Annotated in this window: 18 protein-coding genes; 6 read left to right on the forward strand and 12 right to left on the reverse strand. The window is 37.8% G+C overall.

Going from position 1 to position 22148, the window contains the following annotated elements; translation table 11 throughout:
- Nucleotides 1–99 precede the first annotated feature (99 nt).
- Entirely contained in the window at nt 100–1047 is a 948-nt protein-coding gene (locus I6F47_RS04985; protein ID WP_197183447.1) for a sodium-dependent bicarbonate transport family permease, read from the forward strand.
- A gap of 565 nt (nt 1048–1612) precedes the next feature.
- Nucleotides 1613–2782 carry an MFS transporter gene (locus I6F47_RS04990; protein ID WP_169060318.1) on the forward strand — a complete coding sequence of 390 codons (1170 nt, stop codon included), beginning with the start codon at nt 1613–1615 and terminating at the stop codon, nt 2780–2782.
- Nucleotides 2783–2856: 74 nt separating this feature from the next.
- Here the strand turns inward: I6F47_RS04990 and I6F47_RS04995 are convergent, their stop codons facing one another.
- The 8 genes from I6F47_RS04995 to I6F47_RS05030 form a co-directional block, all read right to left on the reverse strand.
- A complete protein-coding gene (locus I6F47_RS04995; protein WP_197183448.1) occupies nt 2857–3372 on the reverse strand; it encodes a M23 family metallopeptidase in 516 nt (171 codons plus the stop codon).
- Nucleotides 3373–3460: 88 nt separating this feature from the next.
- Complete coding sequence (locus I6F47_RS05000) at nt 3461–3730, reverse strand: YrhK family protein (RefSeq protein ID WP_007583304.1); 270 nt, start codon at nt 3728–3730, stop codon at nt 3461–3463.
- A gap of 187 nt (nt 3731–3917) precedes the next feature.
- Entirely contained in the window at nt 3918–5258 is a 1341-nt protein-coding gene (locus I6F47_RS05005; RefSeq protein WP_197183449.1) for an SPFH domain-containing protein, read from the reverse strand.
- Nucleotides 5251–5589: a hypothetical protein gene (locus I6F47_RS05010; protein WP_024600640.1), complete on the reverse strand. Its 339-nt coding sequence runs from the start codon at nt 5587–5589 to the stop codon at nt 5251–5253. Before I6F47_RS05010 ends, I6F47_RS05005 begins: the two co-directional genes overlap by 8 nt.
- A 236-nt stretch (nt 5590–5825) precedes the next feature.
- The gene (locus I6F47_RS05015; RefSeq protein WP_197183450.1) at nt 5826–7319 is read right to left on the reverse strand and encodes a hypothetical protein; all 1494 of its coding nucleotides are present in this window, start codon (nt 7317–7319) and stop codon (nt 5826–5828) included.
- A gap of 432 nt (nt 7320–7751) precedes the next feature.
- Nucleotides 7752–10844: a pilus assembly protein gene (locus I6F47_RS05020; RefSeq protein WP_197183451.1), complete on the reverse strand. Its 3093-nt coding sequence runs from the start codon at nt 10842–10844 to the stop codon at nt 7752–7754.
- Between the two features lie 558 nt (nt 10845–11402).
- The gene (locus I6F47_RS05025; RefSeq protein WP_024600637.1) at nt 11403–11813 is read right to left on the reverse strand and encodes a hypothetical protein; all 411 of its coding nucleotides are present in this window, start codon (nt 11811–11813) and stop codon (nt 11403–11405) included.
- A gap of 673 nt (nt 11814–12486) precedes the next feature.
- Entirely contained in the window at nt 12487–12891 is a 405-nt protein-coding gene (locus tag I6F47_RS05030) for a hypothetical protein (protein ID WP_197183452.1), read from the reverse strand.
- A 379-nt stretch (nt 12892–13270) separates the two neighbouring features.
- Here I6F47_RS05030 and I6F47_RS05035 point away from each other — a divergent pair, with 379 nt between their 5' ends.
- Nucleotides 13271–13819, forward strand: a complete 549-nt coding sequence (locus I6F47_RS05035) for a hypothetical protein (RefSeq protein WP_024600635.1) — start codon at nt 13271–13273, stop codon at nt 13817–13819.
- 105 nt (nt 13820–13924) lie between these two features.
- Here the strand turns inward: I6F47_RS05035 and I6F47_RS05040 are convergent, their stop codons facing one another.
- From I6F47_RS05040 to I6F47_RS05050, 3 genes are all read right to left on the reverse strand, one after another.
- The gene (locus tag I6F47_RS05040) at nt 13925–15175 is read right to left on the reverse strand and encodes a cation:proton antiporter (RefSeq protein WP_024590868.1); all 1251 of its coding nucleotides are present in this window, start codon (nt 15173–15175) and stop codon (nt 13925–13927) included.
- A 269-nt stretch (nt 15176–15444) separates the two neighbouring features.
- Complete coding sequence (locus I6F47_RS05045) at nt 15445–15864, reverse strand: hypothetical protein (RefSeq protein ID WP_197183453.1); 420 nt, start codon at nt 15862–15864, stop codon at nt 15445–15447.
- Nucleotides 15865–16003: 139 nt separating this feature from the next.
- Nucleotides 16004–16741: a hypothetical protein gene (locus tag I6F47_RS05050; RefSeq protein ID WP_165734933.1), complete on the reverse strand. Its 738-nt coding sequence runs from the start codon at nt 16739–16741 to the stop codon at nt 16004–16006.
- Nucleotides 16742–17006: 265 nt separating this feature from the next.
- Here I6F47_RS05050 and sbcB point away from each other — a divergent pair, with 265 nt between their 5' ends.
- Complete coding sequence (sbcB, locus tag I6F47_RS05055; RefSeq protein ID WP_197183454.1) at nt 17007–18452, forward strand: exodeoxyribonuclease I; 1446 nt, start codon at nt 17007–17009, stop codon at nt 18450–18452.
- A 962-nt stretch (nt 18453–19414) separates the two neighbouring features.
- Here sbcB and I6F47_RS05060 read toward each other — a convergent pair.
- Nucleotides 19415–20296 (reverse strand): NAD(P)-dependent oxidoreductase, encoded by an 882-nt coding sequence (locus tag I6F47_RS05060; protein ID WP_197183455.1) that lies wholly within the window; start codon nt 20294–20296, stop codon nt 19415–19417.
- Nucleotides 20297–20417: 121 nt separating this feature from the next.
- On the opposite strand from I6F47_RS05060, the gene I6F47_RS05065 reads away from it, so the two are divergent.
- On the forward strand, nt 20418–20978 hold the full coding sequence (locus I6F47_RS05065) for a glutathione peroxidase (RefSeq protein ID WP_197183456.1): 561 nt from the start codon (nt 20418–20420) through the stop codon (nt 20976–20978).
- Nucleotides 20979–21088: 110 nt separating this feature from the next.
- Nucleotides 21089–22069, forward strand: coding sequence for a 2-hydroxyacid dehydrogenase (locus I6F47_RS05070; RefSeq protein WP_197183457.1), 981 nt, complete (start codon nt 21089–21091; stop codon nt 22067–22069).
- Nucleotides 22070–22148: the final 79 nt, after the last annotated feature.

The raw sequence follows: 22148 nt of genomic DNA on the forward strand, positions 1-22148 counted from the left end.
ATATTTATCTATACATAACTCGCATTTATTTTATTATTTACTATACAAAATTTTATCTACAATAGCGCCACTTAATTTACCACCTAGTAAGGAAAGCCAGTGCCAGATATTGTTGTTATGTTTTTTATTTTAGGATTAGTAGCGGGTATTTTACGCTCGGACTTAGCCATTCCAAAAGCCACCTACGACACATTAAGTTTATTACTCATGTTAACCATAGGCTTAAAAGGCGGGATGGTACTGCACGGTAACTTAAGCTGGCAACTACTGCCCGAAATGGGGTCGGTAATGCTGCTTGGTGCATTTATACCCCTCATGCTTTACCCTATTTTAAAATACGTGATTAAACTCTCTGTTGCTGATAGCGCCAGTATTGCCGCGCATTACGGCTCAGTGAGTGCAGGTACATTTGCTGTTGCACTCGCCTATGCCGAGTCAGCTAAGTTGGTAGTAGGCGCAGAAGTCACCTTGTATTTAGTGATGCTAGAACTTCCTGCAATCATTGTTGGTTTATTGCTTTACCGAAAGCTTGATAAAGAAAACAGCCAAAGCAGTGAGCTATCATTAAAAGCGCTTTGGCACGAGACTCTCACGAACAAAAGTGTGATTTTACTCGTTGGCGGTGTGGTTATCGGTATGATGTACGGCACGGTGCAAGGTAGCCAAGTAACGAGTCTTTTAACAAGTAGCTTTAAGGTTGTGTTGGCATTATTTTTACTAGAAATGGGTTTAGTAGCCGCGCAAACTCTTCGCCCTATCCCCTGGAAACATTGGAAACTAGCGGTATTTGCTATTGTGACCCCGCTATTTTTAGGCACGATTGGCACAGCAGTAGGCACACTTTTAAATTTAGAATTAGGCTCGGTAGTTATATTGGGAAGTTTAGTAGCCAGCGCCTCTTACATAGCCGCGCCCGCTGCAATAAAAGCGGCAATTCCTAAAGCCGATATTGGTCTTGCTATGCTGAGCTCTCTCGGTGTAACTTTTCCGTTTAATGTGATTGTTGGTATTGGTTTATATCACCACCTTGCACTAGTAATGCAATAAACAAATAAGTGCTAATTTTATCACTTTAAAAAACGGTTAAACCCTATTTTACATAGGGTTTAACATTAGGGCGTGTTGACCTTTCGTGATTGATTTTGCAGCAGACTGTCTGGTATTTAAGCAAGGCAGAGCCTATGTAGTGTGGTTATTCCCCATAAATAGGCGATAACGCAGCATAAATGCCAAACATGCGCTGCCCTTTGGGTTCTTTCTAGGGACGATTAACTCTTTGTTGCTCGGTTTTTACTTAGCCCGCTAGGTTACAAACCTCGCGCCGCGATTAAATCGCCCCTAGATTGAACAAATTTCAATCCACAAAGATCAACACGCCCTAATAAATGCTCACAAATATAAAACAATATCTACATAAAAACACTACAATAAAAAGCATAATAGATCCGATAATTTACCAAAACGATCGTTTTAAAGTTTATTTATATTGTTTAATAAAATATCACTTTACTTATTTTTAATTTGGCTCTAAATTCGCGCAAATTTTATTATTAAAGTAACCTCTCAAACTTTAAAACAGTGGTTATTTACCTTCAAGAGTCGATAAACACAAATGGCCGAATCAGCCGCCACAAGCACCTCTAATAACCCTTTAGCACCCGTTATCGGGCTGTCATTTTTTGCTATCGCATCCGGCTTTTTAATGAGCCTTATTCCGCTGTCGTTACCCGCATTTAAACTCGATGAAAACCTAGCGCCTTGGCTTGCGAGCATTTTTTACTTTGGCTTACTTATTGGCGCAACCACAATAGAGCGCATTGTGGTAAAAATTGGTCATCGCTTCGCATTTATATTATTTTTAAGCCTATTAATAGCAAGCGTGCTTGCACAACTTGCACTGCCAAATACCGTTAACTGGTTAATTGCACGATTTGTAGCAGGTTTTGCTGTTGCCGGTGTGTTTGTCGTTGTTGAGTCTTGGTTATTAATGACCAACACAGCAAAGTCGCGTGCTAAACGTTTGGGCTTATACATGACCTCACTTTATGGGGGCAGCGCCGTAGGCCAGCTTGCTATAGGGCCGCTTGGCACCGAAGGTTCAACGCCTTATTTATTTGTAGCCTCGCTATTATTTTTAGCTATTTTAGCCCCTTTATTAATAACCAAAGGTCAGCCCGAAAAACAGCACCTTGAAAAACTACCACTAAAAGAAATAAAAACACTAAGCCACCCTGCAATGCTCGGATGCTTAGCATCGGGCTTATTACTCGGCCCTATTTACGGCTTAATGCCGGTTTATATTTCAGCGCAGGCTGATCAAGCTCAGTACACAGGGACACTTATGGCGGTTATTATTTTAGGCGGCATGGTCGTGCAGCCGCTTGTGAGTTACTTATCTACTCGGCTTGAAAAAAGCTTATTGATGGGTATGTTTTGTTTAGTAGGCGCAGCCGGTGCTGTGGGTATATTACAAGCAAACACTTTAGCAGGATTAATAGTAAGCTACTTAATACTAGGCGCATGCAGCTTTGCACTTTACCCGATTGCTATAACACTTGCGTGCGACTCATTGCCAATGGCAAAAATAGTATCGGCAACTGAGGTAATGCTTTTGAGTTACAGTATTGGTTCGGTATTTGGCCCTATGCTCGCTGCAAATTTATCTGATGCACCCAACGGTATTGTGTTTTATTTAGCAGGCTGTTTAATCACGACCTGTATTTATATGTTTATTAAAAGCATTAAAAATATTCGCGCGGGTAAAACCCCAGTTGCAGGCTAATTTTTAGCTTAAATACACGCTTGTTTATTAACGGATTTTAGCTGTTAAACATCTTGATTTAACAGCTAAAATTATTATTTAGCAGTGAGTTTTTTATGTGGGCTTAAAAAAAACATCTTTTTCCACCCTTGGTTTTGCGTTGTAAAAAGCCACGGCATAGGCACTAACGATAAAATAGAATAATGCACATGAGGCTGTTTTCCTGCGGCATTTCCGGTATCGCCCAGTAAGCCAATTTGACTGTTTATGCTTACCACATCACCTGTACTTACCGAGTAGTCATTTAAATGTGCAAAATAATGCACGCGCCATTTAGGCCCAAGCACCGCAACCACTTTACCACCGCGAGTTAACTCACCTGCAAATATAACAACACCGCTTGTTGAGGCAACTACGGGAGTATTTTTTTTGCCAAAAATATCAATCCCTTTGTGCACACCCGACCTACCCCAAGGTTCATACCAAAATGTATTATGGTTCCAATCTTTACTTGTAGCACCTTGTACCGGAATCATTATTTTTTCGGGAATTAGTAAGCCTATAATTAATAAAGTAGCTATTCCAATTGCAATCCACTTAAGTACTTTCACTTTTCAATCCTTGATATTTAAATAACTTATACCGGTAAATTATTAGCCATAATAACTGAACTCATCATGAGTCGTATTTATGTTTTATTTATGGAGTTTTATTTGAATGAAATACCCGACTAACATGCACTAAGCTGATCAATTTCAAAACAGGTTTTATAAGTAATTGAGCACTGCCCGCTATAAACAACCATGTGCCACTTTGCACTAATGCATCATTTAAAAAGAAAAAACTGCCAATTAAAAACCACACTGCAATTAAAAAATCGTTAAACGCTCCCAGCGCTTCATATCGACGCTGAATAGTAATATGCTCTTGCCCTAAATCTAAAATAAACTGATTACTGTTCGAATCCATAACTGCTCACTATTTACCTTTTATTACCTAAATACATGTTTAATAAGCCACAAAGCTTACCTAAACAGTACAATAGCAAAATACGCACAATAAAAAACGCTGACCAATGCTTATTGGCCAGCGTTTTTATTGTTTATATAATATTTAAAGGCTAAGCCTCAATATTGTTTATATATTTAGTAATTATTTATTTTTTATCTTTTTCTAAACGTTTCTTAAGGCTTAATGCAGCGTCAGCGGCTAATAAACGCATAAATTCAGAGCCATTGCTTTGCTCGCCTTGGCCTGCGCCTATTACAATTTCAGGCACTAAACGGCTATTACCTAAGCTTGTAAATAAAGCAGTTTGAATTTTAACTTCTGCTTTTAACGTTTCATCAAATACATACTTTGGATCAAGTGCCGCAGACTTAGCTCTTAAACGAGCTTCAGCTAAAACGTCCATACCTAATGCTTCTAAGCGTTGTTGCTTTAAAATCTCTTCTTGCTCTTTTGCAAGCTCCGCTTTTACAGCCACTCGTTGCTGCGCAGAAATAATAGCATTTGCCTTAATTCGCTCAGCATCAATTTGCTCTTTAATTTTTAGCTTTTCAGATTCAGCACGTTGCTTAGCAATTGCTTGTTCACCTAAAGCCACTTCGGTACGTGCTTGTTGCTCAGCTTTTTTAAGGTTTTGACGCGCTAGCGCTTCATCAGCAGCAGCTTGCTTTTGGGCTTCAAGACGAGCATTTACTTTGCTTTCGTAGTCAATATCAATAATGCTGGCATCAACTACTGTAATACCGTAAGCGCCTAAAATAGGTGCGTTACGCAGTGTATTACCCTCATCATCCATTTTAATATTAATAGTGACGCGCTGCTGTTTACTTAAATTACCTAAATCGTCAGATTTATCGCGCTCACCCGTACTAATAATTTGTTCAGTAACAAAAATACCGTTTGTTAATTGATCAGCAAAATCTTGGCTTAATTGACCATTACCACCAGAGTAATGCTGCTCTACCGACATCATACGCGCCGACGCTTTTACATTTTCAGTGGTTGCACGCATTAATAAATTAGATATTAATGTTTCTTGTGAACCAAACTCTTCGTGTATTTTAAGTAAACCACGTAGAGCACCCGACTCTGCTGCTGGTACATTGCCTGGCAATCTAAAACGAGAAACACCGCGTGCGCCACCCGTTGTCGTATCTAAAAATCGAATGGGTATTAGCGGTACAATTGCGCTTGCTGTTGCACCGGCATCGCCCGTAAAATTAATCGAAATTACTTTTTTATAAGCCGATGTAGTACCAAACGCTTTTAAATAAGGGCCGGCTTGATTTATTACGGTTAAGTTACCTGTAAAAGCCGATTGATGGACTAAACGCTCATCAGCTTCATTCCATGAAACAACTTGCGATGTCAGCGTTGCAATTACCGCTAATACAACAACAATTGATGAAACAACAATTACATTACGACGACCAAATCGACTCATAAATGAGCCACTTTTTACTGCTGGGACTGCTTTTTCGCTATCCATTTTTACTACTCTCCATGTTTAATTTCTTTTTAACAAAGTAAATAATTTCCTGTTCACTCAAATGTGCGCAAAAGCTACCAGAGCGATGTAACTCAACAAATGTTGCAAGGATTTCTTCTTTACCTTTAGCTGTTTTATCTTGGTTTTCTTGTGTTTGATTTTTTTCTGTTAGTTGAGTGATTAAATCATCCACTATCGTGTCTTTATCAAACAGTACGTTGTATTCCTTGGATTTTCTTACCCGACTTTTATGTACATTGCTGTAAATTACATAAAGCGCAACGCATAAAATAATAACAAGTAAACTTAACCCTATAATATAAAAAATCATAAGCTCTACTTAAATTAGTTTAAATACTTAATGAGCAATAACAATTGTAAGTATTACTTAACAAATGTTAACCCAGTAATTTTACAGTAAACCCAAGTGAAAAACAGATTAAAAATAGTGTTCATCAGGTATATAGTTATAACCGCACATAAAAGTAAGCTTTTTCAAACAAAAAAATGCCAGTCAGTTATTAACTGACTGGCATTAAGCTAATATTTATTGAAGTGCTTTTTAAATTATTCGCATTGCACCCAGTCAACACCATTTTCACCGCACTCATGCAGCATTGTTCCATCTTCTCGGCGGGTATCTCTAAACCATTTCCCTTCAATCGTTTTTGTAATACGTACATTATCTGTGGTTTTATATTTACGCCAAAAGCTAGCATCAATAGATGTTTCGTCATCAAACTTATAAGGCATAGCAGCGAGTACAGTAACTAAATCTTGAGTTTTTAAATCAGCAGCTTTGTCTTTAACATTTACCCAATTAGATAATGTTTGAAAGTCAGCATTTTCCTCTCTAAAGGCAAAGTCAGTTTGGTAAAACGATCCCGACTCAGTATAGCTAATGCTAAAACCTCGCTCGAACGGTGTATCTAAATTAGCACTAACGCATTCATCTGCTGTTGGGAAGTTAACCGATGGGCTTGTATTATCAACGCCATAAAGCACATTGCTTTGCTCAAAACTAACGTTCTCAATGCTAGAGCATCGGTAAGTACGATCGGCGTTAATGTAAACATCGTCTCTAACTGTTAATTTTCCATTTAACGATTCTTCGCCCCAAGGCGTATCTGTTGAATCCAATCGAGACAAAATAACGTCAATTTTGTCGAGTTCGTCTGTATTTTGAAGCTTTACTTGCTCATAAATAAGTTCAGCGCCTGCAAAAATAACTTTATCGCGGTACCATGCATTTTCAAATCCATACTCTGCATCTTTTGCTGTGTCCTGGTAAATCACTGCTCTTACTTCTTCTGCATCAGGATACTGAGCATCTAGCTCTTGCTTGAATTTATAGGCCGCTTTTAGTCCCTTAACAATTGCTTGTGCTCTGTCGTAAGCGTCGCTGTCGTTAGTAGCGATAAAATCTGAGTAAATTTGCTCTGTCGACAAATTATAATGCGCAACCAAGTTTTGCATAACATTTGTTATTTCGCTTTGAAGGTTTGCAAGTAGCTCAGTATTTTCTTTAAGTGCATCACAACTTAAATTATTGTTACCACTTTTTTGTAATTGAAGGCTCAACTGCTCCCAAATAACGGTTGTTAAAGGGGATATATTTCGAATATCTTCATCAGTCAAAGCCTCAATTGAGGGCGGAAATGACATTTGATACGCTTGTGTTACCTCTCCTAAGTCCTCGTCAATTGCACCAACCGGTACATCAACATACATAGTTGAATACGGCACACACAGCGCCTGCTCTTCTGTAAAATTAAAACTATAATTACCCGATTCTTCAGAGACTACAGAAGGTTCTGTTTGCTCATCAAAAGTACCATCGCCATCAATATCTAGCCATACTATTGCACCAGATACATAGCCATCAATAACCTTTCCAGTAAGAGAGATAGTGTTAACTTCTACGGGGTCTACTTTTATAGGGTCAGGCTTAGCTACAACTGGCTCTACAACGACCACTTTATCATCGCCACCGCCGCCACATCCAACAAGGCCTAGCGTAAACGCTAATGAAATAGCTAACTGACTTTTTTTAAAAAACATACAAAGACTTCCTTTTTTGCACTTTAATTATTATTAAAAATCATATTGTTATAAATTGAATTGGTTACTTTAATAAATAACAAGTAAATTTAAACAACAGAAATTTATTGAATATTTATGGGGGGATGGCAACAAGTTAACATGCCCTGTACCTATATGGTGACACGTCATGTTAAATTTTGCTCTTACATTTGTTAATTAAATATAACTAAGACCAGCTATTGTTGACTAATATGGACTACAGGTACCTAAAATAAAGGGCTTGAGTGATAGGCAGTATTTTGTAAACGAATGTGTATCATACATGGGTTGATTTAGAGCGCTTCGATAACTATAAAACAATTATATAAGCAAACCATCAGCATTTTTGATTCGCTCTTAAAATTAAAAAGCCACCTAATTAAGGTGGCTTATGTCTATAACATCGTGTTTTTAATGTGCCTGACTATCGTTTTCTTCGCGTTTATAAATATATGTTTGTTGGGTTTTAAAGCCAAAACCAATTGGTTCGGCGCCATTTACTAGCTTAACTTTTCCACCTTCAACATTTAAATTTGGCCCAAGTATTTCAATAGCTTTTATCGGCTTATCAGAACCTTTAACCCCAGGGCCTATTAAATAAAACTGACTAACTTGCGTTACATCCGTTGCATCATCCCAATCGCACTTACCATCCGCATCATTATCTGCACACGACGGGCCTTCCCCAAAAAATAGTTTCGGTGTATCTGGTACATCATTACTTGTTGCAAATTTCACATCGTCATAAACCTTCGTTCCATAATGCAAATGAAAGGCATAAAGCGAACCACCGCCACCCGTTAACGAACATTGGTTTTGAGTTGATGATGAAGATGCAGGCGTAAAGGAAGTAAAGTAAGCAACCCCACCAACGACTGTTGCTGCAGCAAGGGACTTTTCGCCCGTCCCTAATTCATATCGCCATCCTTTAAATTCGGCTAACTTAACTTCAAGGTTAACAAATTTATCAACGTCATCAAGTGCGTTACCAAATGGGTCTTCATTCATTTTCATTAAATCATCTGGCACTATTGGGGCTGGAAATTCAGTAAATATTTTTGTTAGGGTGTTTTCATCACGGATCATATACAGCTGATCTTGCTCATTAGTAGCAAGTGGGTTTGAGCGATTTCCGCTGCCTATCACAATTGCGTCGTACGGGGTGTCTAAACGAGTCGTGATCATTTCACCATCATAATTGGTTTTAGTAACTTTACTAAACAGCGTTCTAGCAACTAATGGTTTGTAAAAAAAACGTCTGTCTTGCGACGCTAATGTACTGCCAAGCTCCGCAAGCTTAAAATGAGTTATATCACTTTCATCGTCACTAGGAATATCTACACGCCAAATATTACCGCCAGTATCGGTTGCATAAATTCGGTCAATATACCCGTCGTAATCTGAGTCAAGCGTAGTTACATCCGCTGCAATACTGTGCTCTCCGGTAAAACCATGTTCATCTGGAGTCAGCGCCCATAGCTTTTCGCCAGTTTTAGCATTAACAATGTAAATACCTAGCCCGGTTTCATCTGTTGTTCTAATCGCATTATCTTTGTTTGTATCGTAGCCTGCGCCAAATATCAGCAATGGATCCTCACCAAACGCTTTAATATACGCAATTTGGGGCTTAGACCATGTTTGTGCTAAATATTTAAACTCTTCTGAGCCACCAACAATTGGCTTATTCCATAATTTTTTAGGTTTTTTGGGGTCACTTATGTCCAGCGCATAGTAATTTTTACCGCCTCTGCGCATGCCTGTAAATGCCCAAACTTCATCGCCCTCACTTGCTTTAACAACGCCATCATTTAAACCATCAGTGTTTAAACTTTTATTATTAAAGAACACACTTATAGGGCCATCCATGCCATACACTTTTGTATTTGCAAGATTACTTCGCAAAGCCGGAATGTTTTTTAATAAGGCAGCAGGTGTAAAAGCCCACTTTTCTTCAACAGTATCGCCTTTGTCTTCGAACATATGTAAAAAGCCGGCATTGGTACCAACAAGTATATGAATACTTCCATCGCCGTAATCTATAGATACCGGTTTTGAATGCAAAGGGTCGCCAAAAATATTGATTCTCTGATCTACTGATGAGTCATCACCATCTTCATTATCAACATCAACCCCTCGTGCCCAGTTAATATCACTCTCCTGTAAAGTTAACCCGATATTAGGAATCAAATCAGGGGCAAGATCGGTAACTGTACTTGTCGCTAAATTTAAAATGGTTTGTACTTTATCAAAAGTAAAATCAATAATACTGCCCGTTTTATCTATGTAAATTTTACGGCTATCAGGGTCTAAAGTTGATAAAAGTAAATTTACGCCACCCTGAGCTACTAAATTCCCATCTGCAGGCTTATTAGTTGGCAGCCAAAAAGTTCGCGCTTTCTCATCAATTAACCCATTTTCATCAAGAGCTATTTTATCAGTTGAATCGACTATATTTGCACCAGACACTTTAAGCTTTTTTAAATTTCCGCTCCAACGTGCGCCTGTTTCAGGGTAAAACATCGCAAAGTAAATTGACTCTCGGCTACGTGTTTGGTCAACATTATTACTTGCTACCGTAGGAGATGAAAAACTATCGTTAACTTCGCGTATTTTCGATATTGTATTATTAAGCGCTTCAGAAAGTTCAGTCGATGTATCTGCATGTAAGTACTCGCCTCCTCCCAATAAAGCGGTTTTTTCTAATAGCTTTTTACCATTTGTACTCATGCCACTACCAAAACCGATAGTAAAAACGCGTCCGGTATCAGCAACCTCTGGCGTGGTCTCGTACAAGTCAACTTCAACATCTCTTGTGCCATGTATTATCTGAGCTAAAGCGGCTAAATAACTATTACTTGTAGTACTAGGATATGAACCAAAAGTAGATTTGTATAAAGCTCTTATATCATCATTTCGGGTAATATCTTGTGTCGGATCACCATCAGTCATTAATATTAAGCTAATTGAGTTATCACAACGCTCATCTGCACCAACAGCCTGTTGAAAAGGAGAAACATAACGAGGTATATCACTACCACTTTGCTCTCTCTCAATCGTAGTATCGCGTTTGTCCGTATTTTGCCCATACCAAACCGTCTGCCCCGTCATATATAGGTAAGCTTCCCATAAGGTCTCAGTGATAGGTGTATTCCCGCTAGCTGGCAGCTTTTTTATTTGACCCAATATTTTATCATGTGAGGAGCCTAGGCCAGCCATAACATAACCACCATCATTGCCATTAAAACGCATTAAACCAAAATCAATCGAGCTGTTATCATTTACTAATTGGGTCATAGCGCTTATACCAGCATCGATTTTTCTAGGTCCCCCATTAGGCAACTTAGTCTTCATACTTCCTGAAGTATCAAACACAATAAGTACACGAGGGTTTTCATCGGTTTTAACATTATGGTTTACGTATAGCTCTATATCTTCGGCAAATACAGAAAGGCTAATACCCACCCCGAATAACAAGGCAGCTATTTTTTTTAGTTTGAATTGCATTTTTAAATCCCTTTATTTGCGCTTTTTATTTTTATTGCGCAAGTTAATAACTACTCTATTCCGTGTTTAATTATTAGTAATGTGGAGGTGGGACTAAAAATTAAAACAAAGGTAATATCTAGCTATTTATCACAAAACAGTGATTAGCATTCACGTGTCGTTAATACTATAAAATATATATCATTTCGATTTTTAAATAAAAACAGACTAAAGTCAAAGATATTAGGCTTTATTGTCAATTAAAAACAATAACTTAAATAAAATAATCCCGTTTTACTGAATAGTTAAGTCACGTCAAAAAATAATGTTTTTACCTATACTTTTATATTTATAGATCTATGTTTTAGGTAACAAGTACTTACTACTATAAATTAGTAAAACAAAGTTTTAAAAATCACTCTTAAAAGCACTATTATTCAGTAAAGCTGCTTTATTAAAAAGAGTGTATTTAATAGGTAACTACGGTTATTCAAACATACAAAAAAAGCCCATATTAGGTGCTACCTAATATGGGCTTTTATACTCTCGCTAAATTATAAGCGCTTTATGCAAGCATTCTTATAAAGATAACTCTTTTTTAGCGCGAGTTAAGTTATGTGTTACAAGTGAGTTTTTAGAAATTTGAACCGCTTCATATAAATCAGAAATACCAGCAGTGTCTTTTTGAGCCTTAATACGCGCTACACCACGGTTACTTAATGCAAACGATGTAAGTTCACGTACTTTTAAACGCGGACCATGGCTTTGCTTAAGTAATGCAATTGCTTGTGTACAAATAGCTTCTGCTTCTTCGTAGTTTCTTGATTCAACATTTAAAGCACAGCTATTAAATGATTTTTCAAATGCGGGTGCTGCAGTTACAGAGTCTTCAATAACCATTAATTTATAGTCACCTTGTTTAGCCATTGCAGCAGCTGAGCAAGTTAATAATGAGCCAAGAGCGATGGTTTTTAAAAGTGTAAATTTCATGATTATATTCCTGTTATGGCAATTGTTTAAACTAGTGATCTTTTTTAGCGTCAAGTAAATAGCTTAATAACAAGGCAAAAATTATGAAATATAGTCGTTCTATATAAGTAATTTTTTAACGCCGTTAGTGAGTTATTTAATTCGCTAAAATAATCATGTTTTAATAAAATTGGTATTTGTTAGTCGTACTTGTTGCCGACAACTAAACTTTAGAGTGTTAGCTCAATTACCACAAACGATAAAAAAAAACCTAATAAGTGAATAAATCTAACCTATAGACTTTAGTCTAACACCTATAAAAATACTTAGTAATTACAATTAGTTAAAAACCACGCAAATCACTAAACAATAAATAGCAAAATACATTTTTTTATTTTTTAATAATACCAATTCGCTTAATTAAGTGATCTATTTTGAGGATGGAAAAACGTGTTGATAGCTAGGCAAAAAATTCGCTATTTGGTTGTTCTAAATGAGAATTTTTTAACGCAGGTAGCGACACGTTTAGCCCCGCAAAATGATTAAGTATTATTGCGGATTGGTATAACACTATACAAAGTTAATAAACACGAAAAAGCCGATGTTGGGGTTTAACCCAACATCGGCTTTTTTACTCTCGCTATTTTATATCATGCTGTAGTAAGCACTTTATAAAACGCGTTATAAAGGTTTTTTATAACGATAACTCTTCTTTAGCGCGAGTTAAGTTGTGCGATACCATTGAGCTGTTAGACAATTTTGATGCTTCATATAAATCAGCAAGTGCAGCAGTGTCGTTATGCGCTTTTAAACGTGCAACACCACGGTTGCTTAATGCGAATGACGTAAGTTGGCGTACTTTAAATTTAGGGCCATCTGCGTCTTTTAAAAGCGCGATTGCTTTAGTACAAATTGCTTCCGCCTCAGCGTAATTTTTTGACTTAACATTCAGTGCGCAGCTATTAAATGATTGCTCAAGTGGCTGTGGCGCTGTTGCAGTTTCAATAACCATTAATTTGTAATCACTTGCATCAGCTACTGCAGCAGCTGAACATGTTAATAGTGAGCTAAGAGCGATAGTTTTGATAAGTGTTTTCATGGTCATATTCCTGATTAGTTAAGCCGTGCTTGTTGCCGACAACTGAACTTTAGTGAATTACCACAACCCCGACAAACGATTAAAACAAACCTAATAAGTGAGAAAAATTAACCTATAGACCTTAGTCTAATACGTTTAAACTTTTTCTATATATTTAAATAACTTACGCACCATCTTCCGTGCCTAAAATCGCTACTTTGCATTTTAAAATACATATAATTATTTATGCTTTTATTTAGTCGGTTTTATTTTAAGCACCTTGTTTTTGCATAGCTGAGTAACAATCAAACAAATTTATACATTTAATTACATGCAATACTAAGTTATGTATTTATAATTGTAGCTCTGGTAACTTTTCATCATTAATGGGTTAACTTTTTTGAAACACACACTTCCTCTTTTTGTTTTATTAAGCACGCTTTTATCATTTAGCCAAAATGCTAACGCAAGGCTTTTGCTCGGTAACAACATGCCTAACACCGGTATGTTTATAAAATCAGAATTTAATGGTGATAGCAGCATTACATCTGCAGGTGTAGAAATGATGGTTAAGCAAAATTACAGTAACTTTGGTGTTGTTTTTACCAGCGCAATTGGCGCGGCAGTAATCGATAATAAACAAGGCGAGCAAGAAGAATTTATAACGTGGGACAACGGAATGAAGCTTGGTTATTTTAATGACTTTTTTATATACGCCGAGCTTGGCTTAGATCTGTTCGAACTTGCCTTTAAAAACGATAGAGGCGATAACACCTACCAAATAGAAAAATCGAACAACGACATAGACGGTTACGCAGGTATAGGTGCGGGTTATCACTTTAAGCCATTTAAAATAGAAGTATTTACCCGTGCGCGCCAAATAGATGGCGACTACTGGGAAGCACAAGAACATATTTACAGCGGTGTGCAGCTCAGCTTTACGTTTTAATTGCCCTTTTGTTTTATAAGAAAAATAAAAAGCGTGTGAAATACAGCTATTTCACACGCTTTTTAAAAAATTACATTTAACAGGTTTAGTCTAACCAATTTATTTCTAACGGATAGTTTTGGCTACTTTACCAATACTCAAACCCTGAATTAAAATAGAAAACACCACAACCGCATAAGTAAGAGCCAATAAAATATCCCGCTCGTTCCCATCAGGTAACTGCAATACCAATGCAACCGAAATACCACCACGCAAGCCACCCCAGGTTAAAACTTTCCATGCGCCAGATGGCAACTCTAATTGCTTATTAAATGTAGTGGTTGTTATACCCACAACGATTAAACGTGCGAGTAATGCTATTAAAATAGTTAAGCCACCAGCAATAAACAAATTACTCGAAAATGCAATCATGACGACTTCAAGCCCTATGAGTACAAATAAAATGGCATTTAAAATTTCGTCAATCAGCTCCCAAAACAAATCAACGTAATGGCGTGTTTTGTCGCTCATAGCCATACTACGACCATGATTACCCACCATTAACCCCATCATTACCATTGCAAGTGGGCCCGACAAATGCCAATGGCTAGCAAGTGCATAACCACCAATAACGCCCGCTAGAGTTAGTAGTACTTCTTCTTGATAACTATCAATACTTTTAAGTAAGTAATATAAAATACCACCTAATACCAAACCAAAAACAATACCGCCACCGGCTTCAACCGCCAGCGTGTGCGCTACATAATAGGTTGTAGGAATATCACCACTTGATAAAACACCCAATAAAAGCACAAAAATAACCACGCCTATACCATCGTTAAACAACGATTCACCGGCAATCACGGTTTCAATACTTTTAGGCGCACCCGCAGATTGTAAAATACCCATTACCGCAATCGGATCGGTTGGCGAAATTAATGCGCCAAACAGTAAACACCAAATAAACGCTAAATCAAAACCAAGCAAAGGAAGAACTAAATAAAGTGCACCAGCAATAATAACCGTTGATAGCAACGTACCAACGCAGGCCAAAATACCTATTGGTAATTTATAGCGCCTTAAATCGCTAACATTTACATGCAGCGCCCCAGCAAAAAGTAGCATAGAGAGCATGCCATCAAGCAAAACTTCAGTAAAATCTAACTGATCGAGCAAGCTCACTTCGTAATCTATAAGGTCATCAAACCCTAAAAAGCCCAAAAATATAGCGCCGATAGACAAAAGCATCGAAATAACCATAACGCCAATGGTTGTTGGCAAGCCAATAAAGCGATGGTTTACATAGGTGAGTAACGCGGTAATTGATAAAAATATCGCACTTATTTCAAGTACGCTTAGGCTGGTTCCTGGTGCCATGGTTTAAATCTCAATATTTATTTAATGATGCCTTGCTCAAAACAAGCAAAGCAGAAGGGTTATTATTTTTTATACGGTTATCTCGTATTATATTCGTGTAGCCTAAACAAGCATACCCAAAATATTAATTATAAATACACACCCTACTCAATTAACGTATTTAAAGTATTAACTCACGCGTAAAATAAAACAAAAAAGCCCATGTTAGGAATTAACCTAACATGGGCTTTTTTACTCTCGCTATTTTATATCATACTTTTTTAAGTATTTTATAAAGCGCTTATCAAAGATAAGTCTTCTTTAGCGCGAGTTAAGTTATGCGATACCATTGCACTTTTAGACATTTGGTTTGCTTCGTATAAATCAGCAAGGCCAGCAGTGTCGTTATTCGCTTTTAAACGTGCAACACCACGGTTGCTTAATGCAAACGATGTAAGTTGGCGTACTTTAAATTTAGGGCCATCTGCGTCTTTTAAAAGTGCGATTGCTTTAGTACAAATTGCTTCAGCTTCAGCGTAATTTTTTGACTTAACATTCAGTGCGCAGCTATTAAATGATTGCTCAAGTGGCTGTGGCGCTGTTGCAGTTTCAATAACCATTAATTTGTAATCACTTTGATCAGCCATTGCAGCAGCTGAACATGTAAGTAGTGAGCTAAGAGCGATAGTTTTGATAAGAGTAAGTTTCATGGTCGTAGTCCTGTTGGTTAAGTCGTACTTGTTGCCGACAATTGAACTTTAGAGAATTAACACAAAACCTACAAACGATTAAAACAAACCTAATAAGTGAAGAAAATTAACTTATAGACTTTAGTCTAATGCCCGCTTATTAATTAACTTGGAATGGATCTAAGTCAAGATTACATTTGTTCTTTAAATTACTACTCCAAAGTTTTTGTTCAAGTATGCTTTTTTCTGTCAGCAATGATTTTACGTTGTTATTCAGGGATGGCTTTGCTATGTCGGATTTATAAGAAAATTCAGGTTTCGATGCTAATCGTTTTTTCACCGTCATCACATTATTTATATTTACGGCTAAAAATTTATCGTCTGTATGCTCCCATAGAAGCATAAATTTATCTGTAGATGATAATATTGACACGCACTTTAAGTCAGTTGACCACTTATTTTTTATATCATATCTAGCGAAGTTCTTTCTTTGCTCATGCAAGTCAATAACTTTAATGATCGGTAACATATAAATGATAAAAAGCATCATAGAGATAGCTATACCAAAATAATTAATTTTCTTATTGTGAAACATTAAAAATGCAAAGTAGCATTGTATAAGCAAAAAAAATGTAGCAATTAAAACAGTAGTAATATCTCCATTTGCACTTAACCTATAAATCTCCGTTATATCGGAGAATTCAAATATATTAATACCAAAGCCTCTATAAAATATAACCGTATATGAATAGCATATAAGCGTAAAAATTAATCCTCCGATACTAGTTACTAGCAAGTAATGATTTTTGATGATTTTCTTCAAGTTTAAAAAATCTCTATTCAACTGCTCTGAGATGAAGGAACTCACCTCTTTTAATTTCCTAAATATTAGATCCATTTTAAACCTCTATGTCCTTAAATAATATCAAAGTAATTTAATTACGAAGAATAAAGCAATATATATTTAATAAAATTCATTCTGGTTGTTAAATTAGTCTTGTAATAAATACTAATGCCGTTAAACACAATATTTCTCTTTCTTTTAAATCCTCACCCAAACCTATAAACTCCCTCGCCCATATGCCATAATCTAAATAATTCATTATTTTAGTAACTTGGCGCGTATTTAGGCGCTTTAAAGTTAACTACTCAGGGTTTTCAGCATGGCATATCAAGAGCAAAATCAAGCAACAATCTATTGGCACGACTACGAGACTTGGGGAGCGAGCCCTCAAAAGGATAAGCCGAGCCAGTTTGCGGGTATTCGTACCGATCTTGATTTAAATATTATTGGCGAGCCACTTATTGAATATTGTAAGCCGCAAGCGGATTACTTACCTCACCCTGAGGCGTGTTTAATTACGGGTATTACACCACAAGTGGCGATGAAAAAAGGCCTGATTGAGGCTGAGTTTATAGCAAAAATTCATGCCGAATTTAGTGTACCAAACACCTGTGTTGCCGGTTATAACAGTATTCGATTTGATGACGAAGTAAGCCGTTATAGCTTTTACCGTAACTTTTATGACCCATACGAGCGTGAATACAAAAATAACAATAGCCGCTGGGATATTATTGATTTAGTACGTGCGTGTTACGCACTGCGCCCTGAAGGTATTGAATGGCCGTTAAAAGAAGACGGCAGCCCAAGCTTTAAGCTAGAGCATTTAACCGTAGCTAATGGTATTGAACACGCCGCAGCGCACGATGCGCTAAGCGATGTAACCGCCACTATTGCACTGGCTAAACTAATAAAAGAAAAACAACCAAAGCTGTATAACTTCTTTTTTGGTTTGCGTAATAAAAAAGCCCTTGCTGAATTGGTTGATGTATTTAACATGACGCCGCTAGTGCATACCACGTCGCGCATACCTGCAACACAAGGCTGTACAAGCTGGGTTGCACCAATGAGCTTTCATCCGGTTAATAAAAACGCGGTTATTTGTTTTGATTTAACCCAAAACCCGCAAGTACTCATTGATTTAAACGTAGAAGAGTTACGCAAACGCTTATACACCAAACGTGTAGATTTAGCCGAGGACGATTTACCTGTTGGCTTAAAACTAGTGCATTTAAACAAGTGCCCTATTTTAGCCCCAGCTAAAACATTATTACCTGAAAACGCAGCCCGTTTAGGCATTGACCGCGAGCAGTGCTTAGCTAACTTAGCTATTTTAAAAGCCAATACCGACCTTCGCGATAAAGTAACGGAAGTGTTTAACGAACAAGGCGATTACAGCGCAACCACTAACGTTGACTACTTACTTTACGATGGGTTTACAAGCCATGCTGATAAAGCTAAATTTGCGATTATTCGTGATGCAAAACCAGATGAATTGGCTGGATTGAAGTTAGACTTTGAAGATAAAAAGTTTAATACATTGTTGTTTAGATACCGCGCCCGTAACTGGCCTGAAACGCTAAACCAGCAAGAGCTTGACCAATGGCGCCAGTATTGCCAAAACAAGTTAATGCACGGGGAAGATCAACCATCGATTAATGCGCAAGATTTTATGATCACCCTTGAGAACCTAGCGCATGAGCATGACGACAGCGAAAAAAATCTTACAATTTTAAAGGCGCTGTATAACTACGCACAAAGCATGTAATTCGGTGTAGACGTTGAGCTTGCTCACGTGAAAAGCGTAGCTTTTAATTACTTAAATAAAACACTATTCACAAAGAGAAAAGCATGAGGAGTAAATGAGAAAACATAAAGACCAACAACAATCTTTTTAGATCTATCACTTCCTCTAAAAGCGCAGCGCCTCATAACCTCTTTGTGAATAAATTACTTTACGGGCTTTGCCCGTCACGCAAGCAAGCTTCGCGTCTACAAAGTAAAACTGATATCTACACTTTAACGGTGGATGGTGAGCTTGCTCACGTGAAAAGCACAGCTTTTAATTGCTTAAATAAAACACTATTCACAAAGAGAAGCGAATGAGGAGTAAATGAGAAGACATAAAAAACAATCTTTTTTAGATCTATTACTTCCTCTAAAAGCGCAGCGCCTCATAACCTCTTTGTGAGTAAGTCACTTTTACGGGCTTTGCCCGTCACGCAAGCAAGCTTCGCGTCTACAAAGTAAAACTCATATCGACACTTTGGCGGTAGACGTCGAGCTTGCTCACGTGAAAAGCGCAGCTTTTAATTACTTAAATAAAACTCTATTCACAAAGAGAAGCGAATGAGGAGTAAATGAGAAGACATAAAAACAATAGTTTTTTAGATCTATTACTTCCTCTAAAAGCGCAGCGCCTCATAACCTCTTTGTGAATAAATCTTACGGGCTTTTCCCGTCACGCAAGCAAGCTTCGCGTCTACAAAGTAAAACTGATATCTACACTTTGACGTAGAGCTTGCTCACGTGAAAAGCACAGCTTTTAATTACTTAAATAAAACTCTATTCACAAAGAGAAGCGAATGAGAAATAAATAAGTAAACATAAAAGCAACAACCGTTTTAGACTTATTACTTCCTCTAAAAGCGCAGCGCCTCTAAACCTCTTTGTGAATAAATCACTTTACGGGCTTTGCCCGTCACGCAAGCAAGCTTCGCGTCTACAGCGTTACTTTTTATGCAGTGCTTCAATGCGTGCTAGTAAACTTGAGGTGTCGTATCTGCCGCCGCCGAGTGCTTGTACATCGGCGTAGTATTGATCGACCGTTGCGGTCATTGGTAAAGTAGCGCCGTTGTTTTTAGCTTCATCGAGTGCAATGCCTAAATCTTTACGCATCCAATCTACGGCAAAACCAAACTCATATTCCCCTGCCCACATTGTTTTATAACGGTTTTCCATTTGCCACGAACCGGCAGCACCTTTAGAAATGGTTTCTATAACTTTTTCGCCATCAAGCCCAGCTTGCTTGGCAAAATGTAAGCCTTCGGCTAAACCTTGCACTACACCAGCAATACAAATTTGATTAACCATTTTACAAAGTTGTCCCGAGCCAACGCCGCCTAGTAATTGGCTAAAACGACTAAACGCCGCCATAACTGGCTGTACTTTAGCAAATACAGCTTCACTACCACCCGCCATAACCGTTAATACGCCGTTTTCGGCGCCAGCTTGTCCGCCCGATACAGGCGCATCTATAAAGTCGATATTTTGCAGAGCCGCTTTTGCAGCGACTTCACGTGCTACTTCGGCAGAAGTTGTGGTGTGATCAACCAAAACAGTGTGCGGTAACATGCCCGCTAACACGCCGTCGTCGCCATACACTACTGAGCGTAAATCGTCATCGTTACCAACACACATAAATACAATGTCGGCATTGCTGGCAGCTTCGCGCGGGGTTGATGCAAAGCTTCCTGAGAATTCTGCAGTCCACGTTTGAGCTTTAGCTTGAGTACGGTTATAAACGCATACGCTGTGCCCTGCTTTTGCTAAATGCCCCGCCATTGGGTAACCCATTACGCCTAAACCTATAAATGCGACTTTCATTGACATAAAAATGACCTATTTAACTGATAACTTAGAAACTAGACCTCGATTATGTCAACCGGTCGATAAAAAAGCGAATGAAAGTCTTTATAAAATTTCCTTAGCGGGAAAGGTAAGTAGGTAACCTATGGATAATATTTATCAATTTAATGCACCACTTTTTAACAGCGAAAATTTTTCTCTTAGCCAATTACAGGGCAAAACCGTCCTTATTGTTAATACAGCGAGTAAGTGTAATTTTTCGGTGCAATTAAATGCGCTCGAAAAGCTCTATCAGCAATACAAAAGCAATGGTTTTACTGTGCTTGCGTTTCCGTGTAACCAGTTTGGCCAAAATGAGCCGCTTGATAATTTAGCCATTAAAGACTTTTACCAAGATCAATTTAATACCTCGTTTGAGGTATTTGGTAAGGTAATGGTAAATGGGCCAGAAACACATCCGTTGTTTAATTATTTAAAGTCGCATACGCGGGGTATTTCGCAAAATCGTGCAATTAAGTGGAATTTCACTAAGTTTTTAATTAACTCACAAGGGCAACTTGTTGCACGCTATGCACCACGTACTAAGCCCGAAACACTTAAACAAGTAATAGAAAGCAACCTACTGCAAGCCGCAAAGTTAAGCGCTGCCAGAGGTGGTAAAAAAGTATCGTCAAAAATACCTTTGTTTACGTCGGCTAAGGCATAAATTAGGGCTTAATTTAAATCAATAAAATGCGTGTTACTAAAGCACAGGTTTATAAAGTAGTTTATTGTATTAGTAATAAATAATACTCCTTAAGCGTCGAGGCTATTACCATGAACATTGCTTTTTTTAGTACTCAAAAGTACGAACTGCCTTTTTTTGAACAAAGTACACGCGGTCACCGCGATATAAAAATAACGTATTTTGAACAAGCCCTGAGCGAACAAACGGCCATTTTAACAAACGGGTTTGATGCCATATGCGTGTTTGTTAACGACACCGTAAACGCCGCCGTTATTGAGCAACTGGCAAGCCAAGGCATAAATACTATTTTGCTACGCTGTGCAGGATTTAATAATGTTGATTTACCTGCAGCAAAAGCACATAAAATTAAAGTATTACGCGTACCAGCATACAGCCCAGAAGCAGTAGCCGAGCATTGTATTGCACTTATGCTAACGCTTAGCCGTAAAACCCATAAAGCGTATAACCGCGTACGCGAAGACAATTTTGATTTAAACGGATTACTAGGCTTTAACTTGCACAATAAAACCGTGGGTATTGTAGGTTGCGGTAAAATTGGCCTTGCGCTGTGCAACATTTTAAATGGCTTTGGCGCTAAAGTATTAGTGTGCGACCCCTACGCACAACCTGGCAATTATACAATTACCGATATAGATACCTTACTTAGCCAAAGCGATGTGATTTCTTTGCATTGCCCCCTAACGGAGCAAACTCATCATTTAATAGATGATGAGGCATTTAGTAAAATGAAAACCGGCGTTATGCTTATTAACACCTCTCGCGGTGCACTGCTTAACAGCAAAGCGTGCATTAATGCACTTAAAACTAAAAAACTAGGGTATTTAGGGCTCGACGTTTACGAGCAAGAGTCGGAGCTGTTTTTTAAAAACCATAGTGACGAAATAAACCAAGACGATATATTTTCTCGCTTAGTGAGCTTTAAAAATGTTTTAGTAACAGGCCATCAGGGCTTTTTTACCCAAGAAGCACTCACCGAAATAGCAAACACAACCCTACTTAACGCGCTTGAAGTAAATGAAGGTAGGCCTCTGACTAATGAGGTTTTATAAAGACCTTGGCTACACCTAAATAACAGGCACAAAAAAAGCGAAGTGCGTTTTAAACTCACTTCGCTTTATTAATTTATTT

Origin of the sequence: Pseudoalteromonas sp. NZS37, assembly GCF_015864265.1 — a bacterium.
Taxonomy (GTDB): domain Bacteria; phylum Pseudomonadota; class Gammaproteobacteria; order Enterobacterales; family Alteromonadaceae; genus Pseudoalteromonas; species Pseudoalteromonas arctica.

Bases quoted from the DNA above. Each gene is read 5' to 3' on its own strand.
- I6F47_RS05065 (WP_197183456.1), top strand. From the start codon at position 20,418: ATGGATAATATTTATCAATTTAATGCACCACTTTTTAACAGCGAAAAT.
- I6F47_RS05000 (WP_007583304.1), bottom strand. From the start codon at position 3,730: ATGGATTCGAACAGTAATCAGTTTATTTTAGATTTAGGGCAAGAGCAT.
- I6F47_RS05005 (WP_197183449.1), bottom strand. From the start codon at position 5,258: ATGGATAGCGAAAAAGCAGTCCCAGCAGTAAAAAGTGGCTCATTTATG.
- I6F47_RS05050 (WP_165734933.1), bottom strand. From the start codon at position 16,741: ATGGATCTAATATTTAGGAAATTAAAAGAGGTGAGTTCCTTCATCTCA.
- sbcB (WP_197183454.1), top strand. From the start codon at position 17,007: ATGGCATATCAAGAGCAAAATCAAGCAACAATCTATTGGCACGACTAC.
- I6F47_RS05025 (WP_024600637.1), bottom strand. From the start codon at position 11,813: ATGAAATTTACACTTTTAAAAACCATCGCTCTTGGCTCATTATTAACT.
- I6F47_RS05070 (WP_197183457.1), top strand. From the start codon at position 21,089: ATGAACATTGCTTTTTTTAGTACTCAAAAGTACGAACTGCCTTTTTTT.
- I6F47_RS05010 (WP_024600640.1), bottom strand. From the start codon at position 5,589: ATGATTTTTTATATTATAGGGTTAAGTTTACTTGTTATTATTTTATGC.
- I6F47_RS05015 (WP_197183450.1), bottom strand. From the start codon at position 7,319: ATGTTTTTTAAAAAAAGTCAGTTAGCTATTTCATTAGCGTTTACGCTA.
- I6F47_RS05040 (WP_024590868.1), bottom strand. From the start codon at position 15,175: ATGGCACCAGGAACCAGCCTAAGCGTACTTGAAATAAGTGCGATATTT.
- I6F47_RS05030 (WP_197183452.1), bottom strand. From the start codon at position 12,891: ATGAAAACACTTATCAAAACTATCGCTCTTAGCTCACTATTAACATGT.
- I6F47_RS05045 (WP_197183453.1), bottom strand. From the start codon at position 15,864: ATGAAACTTACTCTTATCAAAACTATCGCTCTTAGCTCACTACTTACA.
- I6F47_RS05060 (WP_197183455.1), bottom strand. From the start codon at position 20,296: ATGTCAATGAAAGTCGCATTTATAGGTTTAGGCGTAATGGGTTACCCA.
- I6F47_RS05020 (WP_197183451.1), bottom strand. From the start codon at position 10,844: ATGCAATTCAAACTAAAAAAAATAGCTGCCTTGTTATTCGGGGTGGGT.
- I6F47_RS04990 (WP_169060318.1), top strand. From the start codon at position 1,613: ATGGCCGAATCAGCCGCCACAAGCACCTCTAATAACCCTTTAGCACCC.